Annotated in this window: 18 protein-coding genes; 13 read left to right on the plus strand and 5 right to left on the minus strand. The window is 55.7% G+C overall.

The features are described 5' to 3' along the window. Positions 1-5: 5 nt before the first annotated feature. The gene (locus ACR0ID_RS12035; RefSeq protein ID WP_480519878.1) at positions 6-1,121 is read right to left on the minus strand and encodes a THUMP domain-containing class I SAM-dependent RNA methyltransferase; all 1,116 of its coding nucleotides are present in this window, start codon (positions 1,119-1,121) and stop codon (positions 6-8) included. Positions 1,122-1,418: 297 nt separating this feature from the next. Between ACR0ID_RS12035 and ACR0ID_RS12040 the strand changes: the two genes are divergently transcribed. From ACR0ID_RS12040 to nqrF, 6 genes are read left to right on the plus strand one after another with little or no spacing between them, the layout of a single operon-like run. Then, complete coding sequence (locus tag ACR0ID_RS12040) at positions 1,419-2,762, plus strand: Na(+)-translocating NADH-quinone reductase subunit A (RefSeq protein ID WP_480605687.1); 1,344 nt, start codon at positions 1,419-1,421, stop codon at positions 2,760-2,762. A 5-nt stretch (positions 2,763-2,767) separates the two neighbouring features. Next, positions 2,768-3,976: an NADH:ubiquinone reductase (Na(+)-transporting) subunit B gene (locus ACR0ID_RS12045; RefSeq protein ID WP_480477168.1), complete on the plus strand. Its 1,209-nt coding sequence runs from the start codon at positions 2,768-2,770 to the stop codon at positions 3,974-3,976. Then, entirely contained in the window at positions 3,969-4,784 is an 816-nt protein-coding gene (locus tag ACR0ID_RS12050; RefSeq protein WP_480519882.1) for a Na(+)-translocating NADH-quinone reductase subunit C, read from the plus strand. The genes ACR0ID_RS12045 and ACR0ID_RS12050 overlap by 8 nt, the downstream gene beginning before the upstream one ends. Continuing rightward, a complete protein-coding gene (locus ACR0ID_RS12055) occupies positions 4,784-5,437 on the plus strand; it encodes an NADH:ubiquinone reductase (Na(+)-transporting) subunit D (protein WP_480477172.1) in 654 nt (217 codons plus the stop codon). The genes ACR0ID_RS12050 and ACR0ID_RS12055 overlap by 1 nt, the downstream gene beginning before the upstream one ends. Beyond that, on the plus strand, positions 5,437-6,045 hold the full coding sequence (gene nqrE / locus ACR0ID_RS12060; protein ID WP_209507136.1) for an NADH:ubiquinone reductase (Na(+)-transporting) subunit E: 609 nt from the start codon (positions 5,437-5,439) through the stop codon (positions 6,043-6,045). The genes ACR0ID_RS12055 and nqrE overlap by 1 nt, the downstream gene beginning before the upstream one ends. A 13-nt stretch (positions 6,046-6,058) precedes the next feature. Beyond that, complete coding sequence (gene nqrF / locus ACR0ID_RS12065) at positions 6,059-7,282, plus strand: NADH:ubiquinone reductase (Na(+)-transporting) subunit F (protein ID WP_480477174.1); 1,224 nt, start codon at positions 6,059-6,061, stop codon at positions 7,280-7,282. A gap of 54 nt (positions 7,283-7,336) precedes the next feature. Here the strand turns inward: nqrF and ACR0ID_RS12070 are convergent, their stop codons facing one another. Then, positions 7,337-8,350, minus strand: coding sequence for an NAD-dependent epimerase/dehydratase family protein (locus ACR0ID_RS12070; RefSeq protein WP_480519886.1), 1,014 nt, complete (start codon positions 8,348-8,350; stop codon positions 7,337-7,339). 181 nt (positions 8,351-8,531) lie between these two features. On the opposite strand from ACR0ID_RS12070, the gene ACR0ID_RS12075 reads away from it, so the two are divergent. Further along, on the plus strand, positions 8,532-9,296 hold the full coding sequence (locus tag ACR0ID_RS12075) for a metallophosphoesterase family protein (RefSeq protein WP_480605691.1): 765 nt from the start codon (positions 8,532-8,534) through the stop codon (positions 9,294-9,296). 2 nt (positions 9,297-9,298) lie between these two features. Here ACR0ID_RS12075 and ACR0ID_RS12080 read toward each other — a convergent pair whose 3' ends face one another. Beyond that, positions 9,299-9,823, minus strand: a complete 525-nt coding sequence (locus ACR0ID_RS12080) for a CBS domain-containing protein (RefSeq protein WP_480477180.1) — start codon at positions 9,821-9,823, stop codon at positions 9,299-9,301. Between the two features lie 374 nt (positions 9,824-10,197). On the opposite strand from ACR0ID_RS12080, the gene ACR0ID_RS12085 reads away from it, so the two are divergent. The 6 genes from ACR0ID_RS12085 to ACR0ID_RS12110 all read left to right on the plus strand — a co-directional run bounded on the left by ACR0ID_RS12085 (position 10,198) and on the right by ACR0ID_RS12110 (position 17,313). Then, on the plus strand, positions 10,198-11,223 hold the full coding sequence (locus ACR0ID_RS12085) for an FAD:protein FMN transferase (RefSeq protein ID WP_480605694.1): 1,026 nt from the start codon (positions 10,198-10,200) through the stop codon (positions 11,221-11,223). A 14-nt stretch (positions 11,224-11,237) separates the two neighbouring features. Beyond that, entirely contained in the window at positions 11,238-11,474 is a 237-nt protein-coding gene (gene nqrM / locus ACR0ID_RS12090) for a (Na+)-NQR maturation NqrM (protein WP_267366293.1), read from the plus strand. A 73-nt stretch (positions 11,475-11,547) separates the two neighbouring features. Next, positions 11,548-13,218, plus strand: coding sequence for a sulfatase-like hydrolase/transferase (locus ACR0ID_RS12095; RefSeq protein ID WP_480605697.1), 1,671 nt, complete (start codon positions 11,548-11,550; stop codon positions 13,216-13,218). A gap of 103 nt (positions 13,219-13,321) precedes the next feature. Beyond that, on the plus strand, positions 13,322-14,839 hold the full coding sequence (gene gpmI, locus ACR0ID_RS12100) for a 2,3-bisphosphoglycerate-independent phosphoglycerate mutase (RefSeq protein WP_480605700.1): 1,518 nt from the start codon (positions 13,322-13,324) through the stop codon (positions 14,837-14,839). Then, positions 14,836-15,966, plus strand: a complete 1,131-nt coding sequence (locus ACR0ID_RS12105) for a murein hydrolase activator EnvC family protein (protein WP_480554919.1) — start codon at positions 14,836-14,838, stop codon at positions 15,964-15,966. The genes gpmI and ACR0ID_RS12105 overlap by 4 nt, the downstream gene beginning before the upstream one ends. A gap of 6 nt (positions 15,967-15,972) precedes the next feature. Continuing rightward, the gene (locus ACR0ID_RS12110; protein ID WP_480494176.1) at positions 15,973-17,313 is read left to right on the plus strand and encodes a S41 family peptidase; all 1,341 of its coding nucleotides are present in this window, start codon (positions 15,973-15,975) and stop codon (positions 17,311-17,313) included. Between the two features lie 137 nt (positions 17,314-17,450). On the opposite strand, the gene ACR0ID_RS12115 is transcribed toward ACR0ID_RS12110, so the two are convergent. Together ACR0ID_RS12115 and ACR0ID_RS12120 are read right to left on the minus strand one after the other, a co-directional pair. Continuing rightward, positions 17,451-17,810, minus strand: a complete 360-nt coding sequence (locus tag ACR0ID_RS12115) for a hypothetical protein (protein WP_480605704.1) — start codon at positions 17,808-17,810, stop codon at positions 17,451-17,453. Between the two features lie 11 nt (positions 17,811-17,821). Next, entirely contained in the window at positions 17,822-18,583 is a 762-nt protein-coding gene (locus ACR0ID_RS12120) for a DUF6478 family protein (protein ID WP_480605707.1), read from the minus strand. Between the last annotated feature and the right edge of the window lie 179 nt (positions 18,584-18,762).

Raw genomic sequence — 18,762 nt, forward strand, 5'->3', positions numbered from 1 at the left:
GACTCTCATGGCAGCGGATTCGTTTTGTACAGACGGATCTTGGTGCCTCCGTGGTCTACCACCGGACCGGGTGCCAGAAAAGGCAGACGGGTCGCCCGAGCCAGGGCCGGGGCGCTGGTGACCACCCCGACACGCCATCCGCGAAACCGGGTCATCAGAGACTTACCCAAGACGCCGTAGACAGAGCGCAGACGCTTTTCATCTCCAATTCGCGCCCCGTAGGGAGGGTTCACAATGACCAGCCCGGCGGGTCCCGCAGGGGGTTTGATGTCACTGACGGAAAGCTGTTGAAATCGAGTATTGGCGTTTACCTGCGCTCTCTCTGCATTGGCTGTCGCGGCTTCGATTGCTCCGGCGTTGCGGTCTGAGCCGCAGAATGTAAGAGAACATTCAGCGACGTTTGACTCGCTGCGCATGTCTTGCCAGCGGTCAGGGTCGAAGCCCGCCAGATTTTCGAACGCAAAGCTGCGGGTCCGACCGGGGTGCAGCCCTAGGGCAATCTCGGCGGCTTCGATCACGAAAGTACCCGAGCCGCACATCGGGTCCAACACCGGTTCAGTGCCGCTAAACCCGCAGTCTCGTAGAAACATGGCTGCCATCGTTTCGCGCATTGGCGCTTTGGCAATTGCCTCTTTGTGGCCGCGCTTGTGCAAAAGCTCTCCCGAACTGTCGACCGATATGGTGCAGATGTCTTTTTCGATTCTCAGCAAGATCCTGATTTCGGCGTCGGAAGATATCGGAACACCCAGAGTTTCTGATATCGCATGCTCAATTCTCTGCCGCGCAGCACCGGCGTGATAAATTCTGGATTTGCGGCTGGTGGCCTCGACTTTGACCGGAACATTGGGCCGCAGGAACTCGCCCCACGGAAATTTGCGCGCGCGTTTGTCCAATTGGGCCAGATGCACGGCTGGAAAACTGCCCAGACGCACCAGGACCTTATTTGCGCCGCGCAAGGTCAGGTTGGCGCGCCAGACCTCGGTCCATGAGCCACGGCAGGTGACACCCCCAGGCATCGTTTTGACCTGAGCGAATCCGTTGGATTGCGCCTCGGCACCGAGGGGGGCTTCAAGACCCGGAGTGGCTACAAGAAAGATTTCGAAGTCTGTGTCTTTTTCCATTCCGGTTGCTTACACTGGAAGCTCAGCGAGCGCGACACGCAATTTTGGGCAGTTTTTTTAGCCAGCTTAATGGAAAAACTCCAAGATTTTGCGGTTTGAACTTAACTTTTGGCGGTAACAGGTTTGCGTTTACGGGCATCCGCGCGTAAAGGGTCCGTGATCAGAATTACGCCTGCGGAATTTGGACCCAATCTGACGCTTTTGCGATGGGCACCTGAAAAAACCGCGTTATTGCATGACCCCGTAAGGGTGTCAGCAAGGCTGGCGCAGGAAAGAGGCTTGGAAGAACGTAGCGGCATGCAAACTTTCAAACTGAAAAAAGGGTTGGACCTGCCGGTAGAAGGCGCTCCCGACCAAACCATTCATCCGGGTCCGGAATACTCGACCGTTGGCGTTCTGGGTGGGGATTACATTGGCCTGAAACCTAAGATGCTGGTGCAGGAAGGTGATAGTGTCGAGCGGGGTACACCGCTCTTTTGTCACAAAGATGCGCCTGACGCGATGATGGTCGCACCGGTGACTGGCAAGATTGTTGCCATCAACCGGGGTGCCCGCAGGGTGTTGCAGAGCGTCGTCATCGAAGTGTCCGACGCCAATGACACGGGCTTGGTTTTTTCGAGCGTGGGCGATGCGCATAGCGCCGAAGGCGTGACTGCAAAACTGTGCGCCGCTGGACTGTGGACCTCATTCCGCACGCGACCTTATTCGAAAATGCCGGAACCCGGTGCCAAACCGAACGCGATTTTCGTGACAGCTATGGACAGTGACCCTTTGGCGGCTGATGCCGCCACGATCATTGCCGAGGCACCCGAAGCCTTTGCCGCTGGAATGGCAGCGGTCAGCAAGCTGGCCGAAGGCAAGACCTATCTTTGCCAGAAACAAGGCGACACGATCCCCGGCGCGGATGTTGCTGGTGTCGAGGCCGCAGCGTTTTCCGGTCCACATCCATCGGGCCTGGCAGGAACCCATATTCACTTCCTCGAACCGATTGCAGGGGAAAAGCAGGTCTGGACCATCGGTTATCAAGACGTCATCGCGATTGGTCGCTTAATGCAGACCGGGCATCTGGACCCGAGTGTTGTGATCGCCTTGACCGGACCCGGTGCGCGTCAGCCGCGCTTGATCCGCACCGTGATGGGCGCCTCCACGGACGACTTGACACGGGATGAGGTAAATGTGGACGGAACGCCCCGCATTATCTCGGGTTCGATCCTGTCGGGTAAACATGCCGACGGACCAACCGCATATCTGGGGAGGTTTGCCCGTCAAATCTGTATCATCCGAGAGGATCACGATCAGATTCCGATGGGCTGGATCCGACCAATGCCTTCCAAGTATTCCGTCCAGCCTGTATTGGGCTCGTCCTTTTCCAGGAAACTCTATGCTTTTACGTCCAACCTGAACGGTGGCCGCCGTGCAATGGTGCCAACAGGCGTGTTCGAAGAGTTGATGCCGCAGGATTACCTGCCCACACAATTGCTTCGGGCCTTGCTGGTGATGGATACGGATACGGCTCAGGCACTGGGTGCGCTTGAACTGGACGAAGAGGATCTGGGCCTTGTGGGCTTTGCCTGTCCGGCGAAATACGAATACGGGCTGGCACTGCGCGACTGCCTGAACAAGATTGAAAAGGAGGGCTGATCCGAATGGGATTGCGTAACTTCTTTGACCGGATCGAGCCGAACTTTACCAAGGGCGGCAAGTACGAGAAGCTTTTTCCGATCTACGAGATGGTGGAAAGCTTCATCTACACTCCGAAAACCGTAACCACCGTTGCTCCTCATGCGCGGTCTTATGTAGATATGAAGCGGATCATGACATATGTCGTGATTGCCACTATTCCTTGCATCCTGTGGGGAATGTGGAACACCGGTTATCAGGCAAATTCGGCCATTGCCGCGCTTGGCCCAGAGTCGGCAACCGGCTGGCGAATTGCAATTCTTCAGGTTTTTGGCATTTCGCTTAGTCCGGACAGCATCTTTGCCAATGTCATGCACGGGCTCATGTACTTCCTGCCGATCTATGTCGTCACGTTGGTGGCAGGCGGTATTTTCGAGGTCATTTTCGCAACGGTCCGCGGGCATGAGGTGAATGAAGGCTTTCTTGTCACTTCGATGCTTTACGCCCTGATCATGCCAGCAACTACGCCTCTGTGGCAGGTTGCCCTGGGAATTATTTTTGGTGTCGTGATCGGCAAAGAGGTTTTCGGTGGCACTGGTAAGAACTTCCTCAACCCTGCCTTGGTGGGGCGGGCGTTTTTGTATTTTGCCTATCCCGCGCAGATGTCGGGCGATGCCGTGTGGACCCCGGTCGACGGGTTTTCCGGTGCGACGGCTCTGGCTGTGTCGGCTGCCGAAGGCTATCAGGCGCTGGCCGCTGACGGTATCACCTGGTGGAGCGCGTTTTATGGCACCATCCAAGGCAGTATAGGGGAAACCTCGACGCTGGCCTGCATCATCGGTCTAGCCTTCCTGCTGATCACCAAGATCGCCAACTATCGGCTGATTGTGGGATGTCTGGCAGGCACAATTGCGTTCACCTGGCTGCTGAACCTGATCGGGTCCGAGACGAACCCGATGTTCGCTATGCCCTGGTACTGGCATGTCGTATTGGGTGGTTACGCCTTTGGTCTGGCTTTCATGGTGACCGAGCCGGTCTCGGCCAGCCACACCAATGCCGGTCGCTATGTCTATGGCGCCCTGATTGGTGTCATGGTTGTGTTAATACGTGTGATCAACCCAGCCTTTCCCGAAGGTATGATGCTGGCCATACTGTTCGGCAACGTCTTTGCACCGCTGATCGATTATTTTGTCGTTCAGGCCAACATCAAACGGAGGGCGCGTCGCCATGTCTGATACGCAATCCCCTGAACGCAAGGGCGCGATTGCCCGGTTTCTGGCGGCCTCACCAGATTCAGTTGGCAAAACGATCTTTATTGCTGTTGCGGTCTGTCTCGTTGCCTCGATGATCGTGTCGGCCGCCGCGGTCAGCCTGCGCCCGGTGCAGGAGGCCAACAAGCTGAAGGACAAGCAGGTCAATATCCTGCAGGTGGCGGGGGTGTATGAACCCGGCGTCAATGTCACCGAAGCATTTGCCGCATTCGAGCCGCATGTGCTGGACCTGGCAACGGGCGATTTTGTGGACGATCAGTTCGAGCCGGCCACCTTTGACGATTTGGCCGCTGCCGGCGATCCGGACCTGAGCGTCGCGCTTGACGACGATCCCGCAGGCATTGGTCGCAAGGCAAAGTATCGGGTCATCTATCTGCTGCGCGACGACAGCGGAGCGTTGGACAAGGTGATCCTGCCGCTGCATGGCTATGGGTTGTGGTCTACGCTCTACGGCTTCATCGCGCTGGAAAAGAACGGCAACGACATTTTCGGCCTGCAATTCTATCAGCATGGTGAGACACCGGGTTTGGGTGCTGAGGTGGACAACCCGCGCTGGAAGACGTTGTGGAACGGCAAGAAGCTGCGCGACGACGCGGGAGTGTTGCAGATCACCGTCGCCAAGTCGCAGCCTGCGGCCGGGCCCGACTATTACATCGACGCCCTGGCAGGTGCGACCCTGACCACTGTCGGTGTCGACAACCTGGTGAGATTCTGGATGGGCGATGCGGGTTACGCGCCGTTCCTGGCCAAACTGCAAGCAGGAGAGATCTGATGTCGCAGACCAAGAAAGAGCTGTTGGTCGACCCCCTTGTCGACAACAACCCGATCACCCTGCAGGTGCTGGGCATCTGTTCAGCTTTGGCGGTGACTTCGTCGTTGCAGGTGGCCTTTGTCATGGCGCTGGCGGTGACCTTTGTGACTGCGTTTTCGTCGATGTTCATTTCGATTTTGCGCAATCAGATTCCCGGTTCGATCCGAATCATCGTGCAGATGGTGATCATCGCCTCGCTAGTGATTTTGGTGGATCAGATCCTCAAGGCTTATGCCTTTCAGATTTCCAAGACCCTGTCGGTGTTTGTCGGCCTGATTATCACCAACTGTATCGTTATGGGCCGAGCCGAGGCATTCGCCATGAAAAACCCGCCGGTAGCGTCGTTCATCGACGGTTTTGGCAACGGCATGGGCTATGGCCTGATCCTGATGCTGGTGGGCATTATCCGGGAGTTGTTTGGATCGGGCAGCCTGTTTGGCGTGACAATCCTGCAAACGGTCAATAATGGCGGTTGGTACGTACCCAACGGCCTGTTGCTGCTGCCACCTTCGGCGTTTTTCGTGATCGGCCTGCTGATCTGGGCTTTCCGCACGTGGAAGCCGAACCAGGTAGAAGAACGTGAATACAAGATCCAGCAGGTAGAGGCGCACTGATGGAAGGGCTTATCTCTCTGGCCGTGAAGGCCGTCTTTATCGAAAACCTTGCGCTCAGCTTTTTCCTTGGCATGTGTACCTTCATCGCCGTGTCGAAAAAGATTTCGACTGCCATCGGCCTGGGAATATCGGTCATGGTGGTGCAGGCCATCACCGTGCCCGCCAACAACCTGTTGCTGTCCTTCCTGCTGAAACCGGGCGCATTGGCATGGGCCGGGTTCCCGGATGTGGATCTGACCTTTCTCGGGCTGATTTCCTATATCGGCGTGATCGCAGCGATGGTTCAGATCCTCGAAATGATTCTCGATAAGTATTTCCCGCCGCTCTACAACGCGCTGGGGATCTTCCTGCCTTTGATCACTGTGAACTGTGCCATTCTAGGTGGTTCGCTGTTCATGGTCGAACGGGATTATAACTTTGCCGAGGCGACCACCTATGGCATCTCATCCGGCTTCGGTTGGGCGTTGGCGATCACCGCGATGGCGGGCGTGCGCGAAAAGCTCAAATACTCGGATGTGCCGGACGGGCTTCAGGGGCTGGGCATCACCTTTATCACCGCCGGGCTGATGGCGATGGCCTTTATGTCCTTCTCAGGCGTGAAACTGTAAGGGGGGCGAGAGAATGGAAACCTTTTCGCTCGGCGTTGTCCTGTTCACCCTGATTGTTCTGGCGCTGGTGGCCATCATTATGGCTGCTCGGTCAAAGTTGGTGTCAACCGGCAACGTCAACATCACCATCAACGGTGAAAAGACTATCTCGGTTCCGGCGGGTGGCAAACTGCTGCAAACATTGGCGGCCGAAAAACTGTTTGTCCCGTCAGCCTGCGGTGGTGGTGGTACCTGTGCCCAGTGTCGCGTGAAAGTGCATTCGGGTGGCGGTTCGATCCTGCCGACCGAAGAAAGTCACATTACAAAGCGCGAAGCATCCTGTGGCGACCGTCTGTCCTGTCAGGTGGCGGTTAAGCAGGACATGGAAATCGAAGTTCCAGAAGAGGTCTTCGGCGTCAAGAAATGGGAATGCACCGTTCGCTCGAACGACAACGTTGCGACCTTTATCAAGGCCCTTACTCTGGACCTGCCCGAAGGAGAGGACGTGAAATTCCGTGCCGGGGGCTACATTCAGATCGAAGCGCCCGCTCATCAGTTGAAATACACCGATTTCGACGTGCAGGAAGAATACCGCGAGGATTGGGATCGCTTCAATCTGTGGCAATATGAGTCGGTTGTGACACAACCGATCGAACGCGCCTATTCGATGGCCAACTATCCGGATGAAAAGGGCATGATCATGCTTAACGTCCGGGTAGCTTCACCGCCTCCGGGCTCAGAAGGAATTCCGCCGGGACAGATGTCGTCCTACATCTTCAACCTGAAGCCGGGCGATAAAGTCACTATTTCGGGTCCATTTGGCGAGTTTTTCGCGCGTGAAACCAAGAAGGAAATGGTCTTCATCGGTGGTGGCGCCGGTATGGCACCGATGCGCAGCCACATCTTTGACCAGCTCAAACGCCTTGAGAACCGCGACCGCAAGATCAGTTTTTGGTACGGCGCACGATCCAAGAAAGAGATGTTTTTTGTCGAGGACTTCGATCAGCTGGCGGAAGAGTTCGACAATTTCGAATGGCACGTCGCTCTGTCGGACGCCCAGCCCGAGGATGAATGGAAAGGATATACCGGCTTCATCCACAACGTTCTGTTCGAAGAATACCTCAAGAACCACCCGGCACCTGAGGATTGCGAATACTACATGTGTGGACCGCCAATCATGAACCAGTCGGTTATCAACATGCTGCTGGATCTGGGCGTGGATCGCGAAGATATCATGCTCGACGATTTTGGCGGGTAAATAATGACACCGGCGCTGAGTGCGCCGGTTTTTTCATTCCGGCACCAGGTCGACCTATTTTCCGTAATAGTCCCGATACCAGGCGACGAATTGGGCAATGCCGTCCTTCAAGTCGGTCTGCGGGCGATAATTCGTCAGCTGCTGCAACAGCCGATTGTCAGCCCAGGTGGCATGAACATCGCCCATCTGCATTGGCATGAAGTTTTTGACCGCTTTCTGGCCAACAGCCTCTTCGATGGCTTCTATGAAATCCATCAGACGCACCTTGTCTCCGTTGCCAATGTTGACGATGCGGTACGGTGCAACTGGCGACAAGCTGTCACCGTCTTCGATATCCGCGCGGCTGATCGGGCGAACCGGTGGAACATCGATCAGCAACCTGATCCCGCGCACAAGGTCTTCTACATGCGTGAAGTCGCGATACATATCGCCATGATTGTAGATGTCTATTGGTCTGCCATCCAGTATCGCAGCGACGAACTTGAAATAGGCCAGATCGGGGCGCCCCCAAGTGCCGTAAACGGTGAAAAACCGAAACATCGTGGTCGGCAAATCCCACAGATGGGCATAGGAATGCCCCATCGCCTCATTCGCCTTTTTGGTGGCGGAATAGATCGTCAGTTGGGTGTCGGCTTTTTCTGTTTCGATGAACGGCATGTCTTCGTTTGCACCGTAGATCGATGAGGTCGACGCCATCAAAAGATGTTCCACCTTATGCTGACGCGCAATTTCCATCACATTGAACGTGCCCACAACGTTCGACTCGATATAGCTGCGGGGATATTCAAGGCTGTGCCGCACGCCAGCCTGCGCGGCCAGATGTACGATGACATCGGGCTGAAACTCCTCAGCGACCTGCACAAGCCGATCAAAGTTTTCCAAACGGTCTTCAGTTGCCGTAAATCCTGAGGTTTGAAGCAGTATCTGATGTCGACGCTGTTTCAGGGTCACATCATAATAGTCGGTCATCCCGTCGTAGCCGTGTACCTGAAACCCTTCTGCCAAAAGCAACTTGGCCAGATGGAATCCGATGAACCCGGCAGAACCTGTAATCAATACTCGTTTCATAAAACCCTCAGAACTCACTGCAAATTCATCGCTGGCTGGAAGGCTGATCCAATCATCAGATCAACTGCTTGCGAACATCCTGCGGGCATATCGGACAATCTAAGGCTCGTGGTCAACACTTTGCCTATTCAAACAGTTGTTGATTGCGACCACCGAGCGGGGCGGGTAGGGATCAAATGCCATGATGAAAGACTGGATCAGACGGCGGTTCCAATCCGCGGCGAGGGAAAGCTCCAATGCGATGCCATGCGACGTGGCACCAGCAGAAAAAGTGACAGCTGTCGGCGATATTCACGGTCGTCTTGATCTGCTTCAGGCGGTTTTGCCACGACTCGACGATCAAAGCCCGCTGGTTTTTCTGGGCGATTACATCGACCGGGGGGCATACAGCGCGCAGGTACTGCGGCATTTGCATCACCTGAGTGAAGCGTCAGACGGGCGGGTGCAATGCTTGCTTGGCAATCACGAAGAGATGCTGCTGCAATTTGTAAACGAACCGGAACGCTACGCCAGGCTTTGGTTTCATAACGGTGGAGCGGAAACTCTGGCATCTTTCGGCCTCGTATGTCCCGACGAGTTGCACAGTGGCAAGCATCTGCCTGAACTGGCAGAGCGTCTGCGGCACAAGATGGGCGACAGCTTGCTGGACTGGCTTGCAAATCTGCCGCTGACCTGGACCAGCGGCAACGTCACCTTTGTCCACGCGGCGCTTGATCCGCGGCAATCCATTCAATCCCAGGATCGCCAAATCTGTCTATGGGGTCATCCGATGTTTCCACGGCTTGCACGCAGCGACGCGCAATGGGTTGTACACGGTCATACAATTGTAAACCAACCCCGGGTTAAAAACCGGGTTGTGTCGATTGATACCGGTGCCTTTGCCTCGGGCAGATTAACTGCCGTTGAATTAGACAGCGGTAGCATCGGGTTTCTTTCCACCGGTTGAAACTAGCCTACGATCATCTGCTTCATGCGAAGCGCTTCATACTCCAATTCCCTCAGGCGGAAATGCACTACGTCACCGATAGTGATGACACCGCACAAATTGCCATCACGCAGAACCGGCATATGGCGGAAACGTCCCTCGGTCATGGTCTTCAGCACGTCATTCAGCGTATCCTCGGGCATGCAGGCTTTTACATCCCTGGTCATCAGGTCTTCGACCGACTGTGGCAGGGTCTGTCCCGGCGTATCGGCCATGCGCCTCACGATGTCGCGTTCCGACAAAATTCCTTTCAATGCCCCGTTCTGATCGGTCACCAGAACAGCACCAATTCGCTTGTCCTTGAGCGTGTTCACTACCGAATGGATGGTATCATTAGGTCGCACCGAGAACACCGCATCCCCTTTACCCTCAAGCAGTTTGGCCACGGTCGTCTGCGAATGCGACAGGTTTGATTCCGCTGATTGGCTGTAGGTTGTCTTGTCAGCCTTGTCACCGCGCGACGGCGACTGATAAGAAGTTGGGGCCATGAGCAATCTCCTTATGGTTCTTGCAAAGTCTTTCCCTTTCACTTTAGCGCAGCTAAACGACCTGTATAGGGTGCAATTGCACGAGTTGGCCAAACGCAGGTCAGCAGAGGGAGCTTAAGCCTTTGAATGAACTCTATCTTACGCCCCCGGTTGCCGCGCTGATCTTCTTTGCGGCTGTTGTGTGCGGTCACAACTTTCGTATGGCGTGGAAGCAACAGAAGCCCGGGTGGCGGAAACGCGCGTGGTTGTTCGGAATTCCGGCTGGAACTGGTCTTCTGCTGTTGGGTTTCCTTCCATTGAAACTGTAATGCCAATTTGACTCTGGCGGGGACCGCTGTCATATGCCGGGCAAAGAATGTCCCGGAGAACGCCCAATGCGTCTTTTGCCCGTACTGGCCTTTTTCACCCTTCTTTCAGGCTGTCTTTTTGACAAGGAACCCGAAGAAGTTCGTCTGTCCGGCGAGACAATGGGCACGACCTACAATATCACCGCAATTGGCGAGGACCTTGACAAAGACGCACTGGCCGCGGCCGTCAGTGATAAGTTGGCAGCAGTGAATGCCAAGATGTCCAACTGGGATCCGAACTCGGAAGTTTCTGTTTTTTCCGCATCGACCAGCACAGATCCGATGCCTGTGTCCAACGAACTCGCGCTGGTTCTTTCGGCAGCGAACGAAGTGCACTCGAAATCCGGTGGCATTTTCGACGTAACCCTCGGCCCTCTGATCGAACTTTGGGGTTTTGGCCCACGCAAGCCCGAAGACCCGGTGCCATCAGATGGGGATATCAACGCCGCGCTGAATGGTGTAGGTCAAGAACGCCTGCTAGCGCTCGATACGGATGCTGGTACGCTTGCCAAGTCAAACGCCAGTGTAGGCATTAACCTGTCCGCGATTGCAAAAGGCTATGGAATTGACGCTGTTGCGGAAACCTTGCAGGCCGCTGGCATCGAAAACTATCTGGTTGAAATTGGCGGCGATCTTGTGGCCAAAGGTAAGAATGACAAGGGCGAAGCGTGGCTCATTGGTATCGAAAAACCTGAAACGGGTTCGCAAACCATCCAGTTGATCATTTCTTTGGATGACAGGGGCATGGCCAGTTCGGGCGATTACAGGAATTTCTTTGAAAAAGATGGTGTGCGATATTCGCATATCATCGATCCGACAACAGGCCGTCCGATCACGCACCGCACCACTTCGGTCACCGTGCTGGCCGAAAACGCGATGATGGCCGATGCCTGGGCAACAGCCATGCTGGCCTTGGGGCAGGAAAAAGGGCTAGCTCTGGCAGAGGAGCATAAACTTGCAGTGTATTTCATCTCGCGGGATGTGACAGGCGGCGAAGATGCCTATATCACTGCCCATAGCACAGCGTTCAAAGACGCGCTGGGATCGAACTGACTGTTGGAGCTGAGATGAGTACCTTTATTCTGGCCTTCATTCTTCTCGCTCTCGTCATGGTGGGCATGTCATTGGGTGTCATGCTGATGGGCAAGACCATCAAAGGCAGCTGCGGTGGTCTAAACGCGATCTCGGGCGCGGATAAATGCGTTGTTTGCCAAAAAGACATCGACCCCGACAGCCCACTGCGCGACAAGCTGCAATGCAAACGTGCCAAGAAGATGCTGGAGCAAATGGACCGCCAGGCCTGACGCAGGTTTTGCTTCGCTCTGCGGATAGAAATGGCTAACTAGGTCCTCGTGACTTGTGGGGAAGGGCGTCAACTTGGCCAAGGCAAGAAACATCCTGTTCATCATGTTCGACCAGCTGCGATGGGATTATCTGAGCTGTTACGGCCATCCGCATCTGCATACCCCAAATATCGATCGTCTGGCAGCCAAAGGCGTGCGCTTCAACCGCGCCTATATCCAATCACCGATCTGCGGCAGCTCCCGCATGTCCACTTATACCGGGCGCTATGTGCATTCTCACGGGGCGTCGTGGAACGGAATTCCGTTGAAAGTCGGTGAGATTACAATGGGCGATCACCTGCGTAAGGCGGGGATGGATTGCTGGCTGGTTGGCAAAACTCATATGCGTGCAGATGCCGAAGGGATGGCGAGGTTGGGCTTGGAGCCTGACAGCCTGATCGGGGCCCGCGTCGCCGAATGTGGGTTCGACGTGTACGAACGGGATGACGGTATGCTGCCCGAAGGTCCGGATGGGTATTATGACCCGGAAGGGGCAAATGAATACAACAAATTCCTAAAGGCCAAAGGGTATGAGAGCGACAATCCCTGGCATGACTTTGCCAATTCCGGGCTGGATGCGAATGGCGACGTTCTGTCAGGCTGGTTTCTGAAGAATTCACCCGAAGCCGCTAATATTGCCGAGGAAGACAGCGAAACGCCCTATCTGACCGGTCGCGGGATAGAGTTCATGGAAACGCATGATGGCCCGTGGTGCTGTCATCTGAGTTTTATCAAGCCGCATTGGCCGTACATCGTACCGGACCCATACGCCTCGATGTATGGACCGGAACATGTGCTGCCTGTGGTGCGATCCGAGGCGGAACGTCAGAATGCGCATCCCGTGCTTAAAGCCTTCATGGACACAAAGATCGGCCAGACCTTTTCGCGGCAGGACGTGCGTGAGGCGGTTATCCCAGCCTATATGGGGCTGATCAAGCAAGCAGATGACCAGATGGGCCGCCTGTTGGACTGGATGGAGAGAACCGGGCGGATGGAAAACACGATGATCGTGTTGACATCAGACCATGGTGATTTTCTGGGCGATCACTGGATGGGGGAAAAGACCTTCTTCCACAACGCCTCCACCAGGGTGCCGTTGATCATCTATGACCCGTCGCCCGAGGCGGACGCGACACGCGGTACCGTCAGCGATGCGCTTGTGGAATCCATCGACCTTGCACCGACCTTTGTCGATGCGGCTGGCGGGGAAGTGGCGACGCATATTCTGGAAGGTCACTCCCTGTTGCCTATTCTCTATGGGGAGAAGGACGCATTGCCACGCGATGTGGTGATCTGCGAATATGACTACTCGGCTTCACCAATCGCAAATGTTTTGGACGTGTCGGTCCGCGATGCGGTGATGTTCATGGCCGCAAGCAAGAAATGGAAACTGATCCATTGTGAAGGTGGGTACCGGCCAATCCTGTTCGATCTGGAAAACGACCCTGATGAGTTGAACGATCTGGGTGACAGCGCGGAACATGCCGGTGTAATCGCTGAAATGTACGAGCACCTGTTCGCCTGGACGCGGCGGGCGTCACAGCGCACAACCCGGTCCGAGCAGCAATTGATTGAAATGCGAACCAAAAGTCGGGGCAGGGGTGTTGTTCTGGGCGTTTATGATGAAAACGATGCGCCGTTGGACCTGACCGTCAAATACCGCAATCGCAAGACGCGCCCATTCCGGTGCTATCTAAAAGACTAACACACTCTGTGTCGGTTAAAATTGTTCATCATTGCAAAGGTGGTTCACCCGTTGAAGTCCAAAGGATAGAAGGTGACCCAAGAGCAGAAAACGGAGTACATCAATGGCCACCCCCAAACCTGTTGTCCTGTGCATTCTTGATGGTTGGGGCCTGTCCGAGGACACAAAAGCCAACGCACCCTATCTGGCAAACACGCCGACGTTTGACGCGATCCTGTCTGAGTGTCCGCATTCAACCCTGATCACCCACGGCCCCGATGTGGGTCTGCCAAGCGGACAGATGGGAAATTCAGAGGTCGGGCACACCAATATCGGTGCAGGGCGTTTGGTCGCCATGGATCTGGGCCAGATTGATCTTTCCATTGAAGACCGGACTTTCTTCGAAAACGAAGCGCTGCAAGCTTTCATCGCCAGCGTCAAATCCGCTGGCGGCACTGCGCATCTGATGGGGTTGATCTCGGATGGTGGGGTGCATGGTCATCTGAACCATATCGTTGCCGCAACCACTGCCATAACGGATGCCGGTGTCCCGGTTGCACTACATGCAGTGACGGACGGGCGTGATGTCGCGCCAAGGTCAGCTCTGACTTACATCGCTGAGTTGGAAGAACGCTTGCCCGAAAACGCACGCATCGTCACCGTAAGCGGGCGGTACTTTGCCATGGATCGCGACAATCGCTGGGAGCGTGTCAGTGAAGCGTATGCTGCAATGGTCAACGGGCAGGGCCGAACAGCAAGCAGTGCCCATGGCGCGGTTGATCACGCCTATAACCAGTCCGAATCTGACGAGTTCGTCACACCAACCGTATTGACGGGGTATGACGGTATTAACGATGGCGATGGTTTCTTTTGCCTGAACTTTCGCGCCGACCGTGCCCGTGAAATTCTGCGCGCCATCGGAGAGCCAGGATTTTCCGAGTTTGCGACAGGACCGCGCCCGAAGCTTTCAGCACTGCTGGGCATGGTCGAGTACTCCGATGGACATAATGCTTACATGACCACGGTTTTTCCAAAGCGCTCGATTGTGAATACGCTGGGCGAATGGGTCGCCAAGCAAGGGCTTCGGCAGTTTAGACTAGCTGAAACCGAGAAGTACCCGCATGTTACGTTCTTTCTGAATGGCGGTAAGGAGACGCCCGAACTAGGCGAGGATCGCTTTATGCCGAGCTCGCCGAAAGTGGCGACCTACGATCTACAGCCCGAAATGTCGGCCGCAGAGGTTACGGCGAAATTTATCGAAGCCATCGAAGGAGGGTATGACTTGATTGTTACAAATTATGCCAATCCCGATATGGTTGGTCATACAGGTGATTTGAATGCTGCGATCAAAGCGTGTGAAGCCGTCGATCAGGGGTTGGCGCAAGTCATTGCGGCTCTTGAAAAGGTCAAGGGAGCGATGATTATCACGGCCGATCACGGTAATTGCGAAGTCATGGTCGATCCTGTGACCGGCGGCCCGCACACGGCCCATACGCTCAATCCTGTTCCCGTGGCGCTGTTTGGCGGGCCTGAAGGTGCGAAATTGCGCCAAGGACGTTTGTCCGATCTTGCCCCGACCCTGCTTGAGCTGATGGGATTGCCGAAACCGCCGGAAATGACCGGGGAAAGCCTGCTGTCATGAAAATGGCTGCTCTGGCAGTGTGTCTGTTTTTAGCCTTGCCGGCACTGGCCCAGCCAGACGCCTCCAAGGCCGCTTTGGACGCAGCGCAGATGCTCGAACAGGCGTCCATCGCGTTATCCGAGGCCGAAAGCGCCCGGGACCGGGTCCATGCTCTTACGGAGACGATCCATGCCTATGAGGCCGGGTTGGGCGCGATGCGGGTGGGATTGCGCCAAGCGGCAACCCGCGAGGCGCAATTGAGTGCCGAATTGAGGGCGCGCGAAAAGGAAATCCGGCGATTGCTTGGTGTTCTGCAAACCATTGAAACGACCGAACCACCCGTCTTGATGTTACATCCGTCCGGCCCGTTGGGGGCGGCCCGTGCAGGTATTATACTGTCCGAGGTCACCCCTGGCCTGAACGCCAGCGCGCAGGAACTGGCGCAGGACCTGAATGAAGTGCAGACATTGCGTGTCTTGCAGAAAAAGGCCTCGGAAACTTTGACAGAGGGTCTAACGGGCGTTCAGGAGGCCCGTACCCGTCTGAGCGAGGCAATCGCCGACCGCACGGATTTGCCCCGCCGTTTCGTGGAAGACCCGGTGCGTACGGCCATTTTGATCTCGTCGACCGAAACACTGGATGGCTTTGCAAGTGGTCTGTCCGAGATCTCGGAGGGAGAGATCCTCGACAGCAATGCCAGTGTCTTGGACAGGAAAGGCCGGATATCAATGCCGGTACAGGGAATCTTGCTGCACAAGGCCGGTGAAACGGACGCCGCCGGTGTCACGCGCCCCGGCCTGATTGTGGGTACACGCCCGCGCGCCTTGGTCACCTCGCCCACCGCGGCGACAATTCGCTATCGCGGGCCGCTGCTGGACCTGGGGAACCTAATCATCCTTGAGCCTCAATCGGGTCTTTTGTTCGTATTTTCCGGTTTGCAGGAGGTCTATGGCCAGCCAGGTCAGGTGATCCCGGAGGGCACACCGGTTGGCTTGATGCCCGGTGAAATGCCGGAAATCGGCGCAATTTTGTCAACAAGCAGTGATGGCACTGGAACTGACCGCTCAGAAACGCTCTATATAGAGGTAAGAGAAGATAATCGCCCCGTGGACCCGGAATCGTGGTTTCGGACCGACAAGGATGGATAAACGCGTATGAAGAAATTTGTGGTGGCCGGTCTGGCTGGAACTGTGGCAGGTATTCTTGCAACAACTCAGATCGCAGGACCCCTGCTGGCGCAGGAGGCCGAGAACAAGGCAAGCGTCTATGAACAGCTGGATTTGTTCGGCGACATTTTTGAACGTATCCGTGCACAGTATGTCGAAGAGGTTGAGCCCGAAGAACTGATCGAGGCGGCGATTGACGGCATGTTGACATCACTTGATCCGCATTCGAGTTATCTTTCTCCTGACGATGCCGAACAAATGCGCGTGCAGACCCGGGGCGAGTTTGGTGGGTTGGGTATCGAAGTCACGCAGGAAGAAGGCTTTGTAAAAGTCGTCTCACCCATTGACGATACCCCCGCCGACGCAGCCGGAATCGAAGCCGGGGATTTCATTACCCATGTGGACGGTGAAAGCATTCTGGGCCTGACGCTGGACAAAGCGGTTGACCTGATGCGCGGCCCGGTCGGGTCCGAAATTATCATCACCGTCGTACGTGAGGGTGAACCTGATCCCTTCGACGTCACTATTATCCGTGACACAATCAAGTTGACCGCTGTGCGCGCACGGACCGAAGGCACCAGTGTCGTGCTGCGTGTAACCACGTTCAACGACCAGACCTTCCCGAACCTGAAAGAAGGCTTGCAGGAGCAGATTGCCGAAGCGGGTGGCATCGACAAAGTGAACGGCTTTGTTCTGGACCTGCGCAACAACCCAGGTGGCCTGTTGACTCAGGCGATCAAAGTGTCGGACGCGTTCCTGAACGAAGGCGAAATCGTTTCTACGCGCGGCCGTGATCCGAACGAAGGTGAGCGGTTCAACGCAACCCCCGGGGATCTGGCCGAAGGTAAGCCGATTGTGGTGCTGATCAATGGCGGCTCGGCCTCGGCGTCCGAGATTGTGGCCGGTGCGTTGCAGGATCATCGCCGCGCTATCGTCGTGGGCACCAAGAGCTTTGGTAAAGGATCCGTGCAGACGGTCATGCCACTGCGCGGTGACGGTGCCATGCGCCTGACCACATCGCGCTATTACACGCCATCAGGACGCTCAATCCAGGCCCTTGGCGTCAGTCCAGACATCATTGTTGAGCAGCCTCGCCCGGCACCTGCACAAGAAGAGGATGAGAGTAATGTGCGGACCCGGTCCGAAGCTGACCTGCGTGGCAGCCTGAACAATGACAGCCTGAGCGAGGATGAAGTTCGCCAGATTGAGGAAGATCGCGCAAGGGCCGAAGCCACGGCCGAGCTGCGGAAAGAGGATTATCAACTGGCATATGCCATAGACATCCTCAAAGGCTTGTCAGCGTTCACCCCGCACGGGCCGTCCCAATAACCAAACCAATGGGCCGCGTACAACGCGGCCCTTTTCTTTCTGGCTCGCGGGATATTATTTCATCATCCAGCAGCGCAATATGCAGGCACCGCGCTTAGTGCACATAACTGAATGGATCATCGGACTTCGCAAGCGTTTCAGCCGTCTCCTCGGCTTACCCGTCGGAACGCGCGTTTCAGCATATCCAGCTCCGCGCGCAAAAGGTCCACTTCAGCCCTGAGATCATCGGCGGCTGGTTCTCCTGCAATAATGGAGAAACTCCCAAGTTTCTCAACACCGTCTGCGTCGACTATGACGAAGCTGTGCACGCCTTCGGACAGGGCTGTCACGGGTACCGGAACATTCAGGTCCCATCCGTTGTCTGCAGGCGAAAGCTCAACTCCCTCCAGAGCTTTCCCCAGATATCGAACCTCCAATCCCGGTTGCCGCTCGGCCTCAACATGACCGTGCCAATTACCGTTTTCGAACCGAATGAAGGTCAGGGATGTTTGTGTCATCTTTGATCGTCTCACAAGTCGGCGCGATGGAAACGGCAAAACGTAAGGTCTCGCACACTCATACAGTTCATTTCCGGTTTTTCAAAAATAAGATCCAGCCAGATCTTTTCGATCCTGCGTTCATTCAGGGGCAGGTGAGCCAAGTCAAACTCAACTGCGTTCACGGCGTCAGAAAGGTTCAGTTGCCGCAAAACCTGCTCCATGTTGGGTCCGTGCTGAACATTGAGACGTGCGAACACACCCGATGGTTTTTCGCAGTCAATCAGGGTTTCTAACCGGATCAGATGCTCGCGTGTCAGGTCGCGGGCGGCCTCACGCGGCAAGTCGATCGATACAGACAGGAACGACCCCTCGAAACCAAAGACCTCGACCTCCAGACTGAACGGAGCCAGATCACTTGCCCCCCGGTTGCGGATTTGCCGCACGACGATTTCGGTCAATGGGCAGTCGTGAAACAAGCTGACCTGATCGTCCATAACCGTTCTACGGGGAACAGAGGCCATGCCGGATTGCAACAACGGCGCGCGCCAAAGTCCGGGCCGCCAGCTCCAGTCGGTGCCGACAGGCCGGTGAAACTGAGTTGATCCTATTTTCGGACGGAGCAGGCGCGCATCCGCCAGTTGGATCAGGCGATCCAGTTGTCCACGCAGAGTGCGCGCCTGATCGCGTTTCAATCGCAAATCGGCTTGCGCCGAATCTGGCGCCTGCCGCACAGCCCGGCTCCAGCGGCCGAGCGTCCGGCGATGAATATAGCGATCCAGAATCCTGCGCATGGTCTCTTCGTCCGATAATGTCCTTCTTTAGTCAAAGAAATGAGTAAGAATAAACCCGCAATCACAAAAACACTACTTGAGCGCTACGTTTTCTGGTTGGTGGGTAAGCGTAAAAAAGATAGGTGCCGGATTGGGGGGCTGATGCCGTCAATTCTTGCAATACGTCGGGTCAATGCTTA

It is taken from the genome of Ruegeria sp. AL2 (assembly GCF_056540845.1).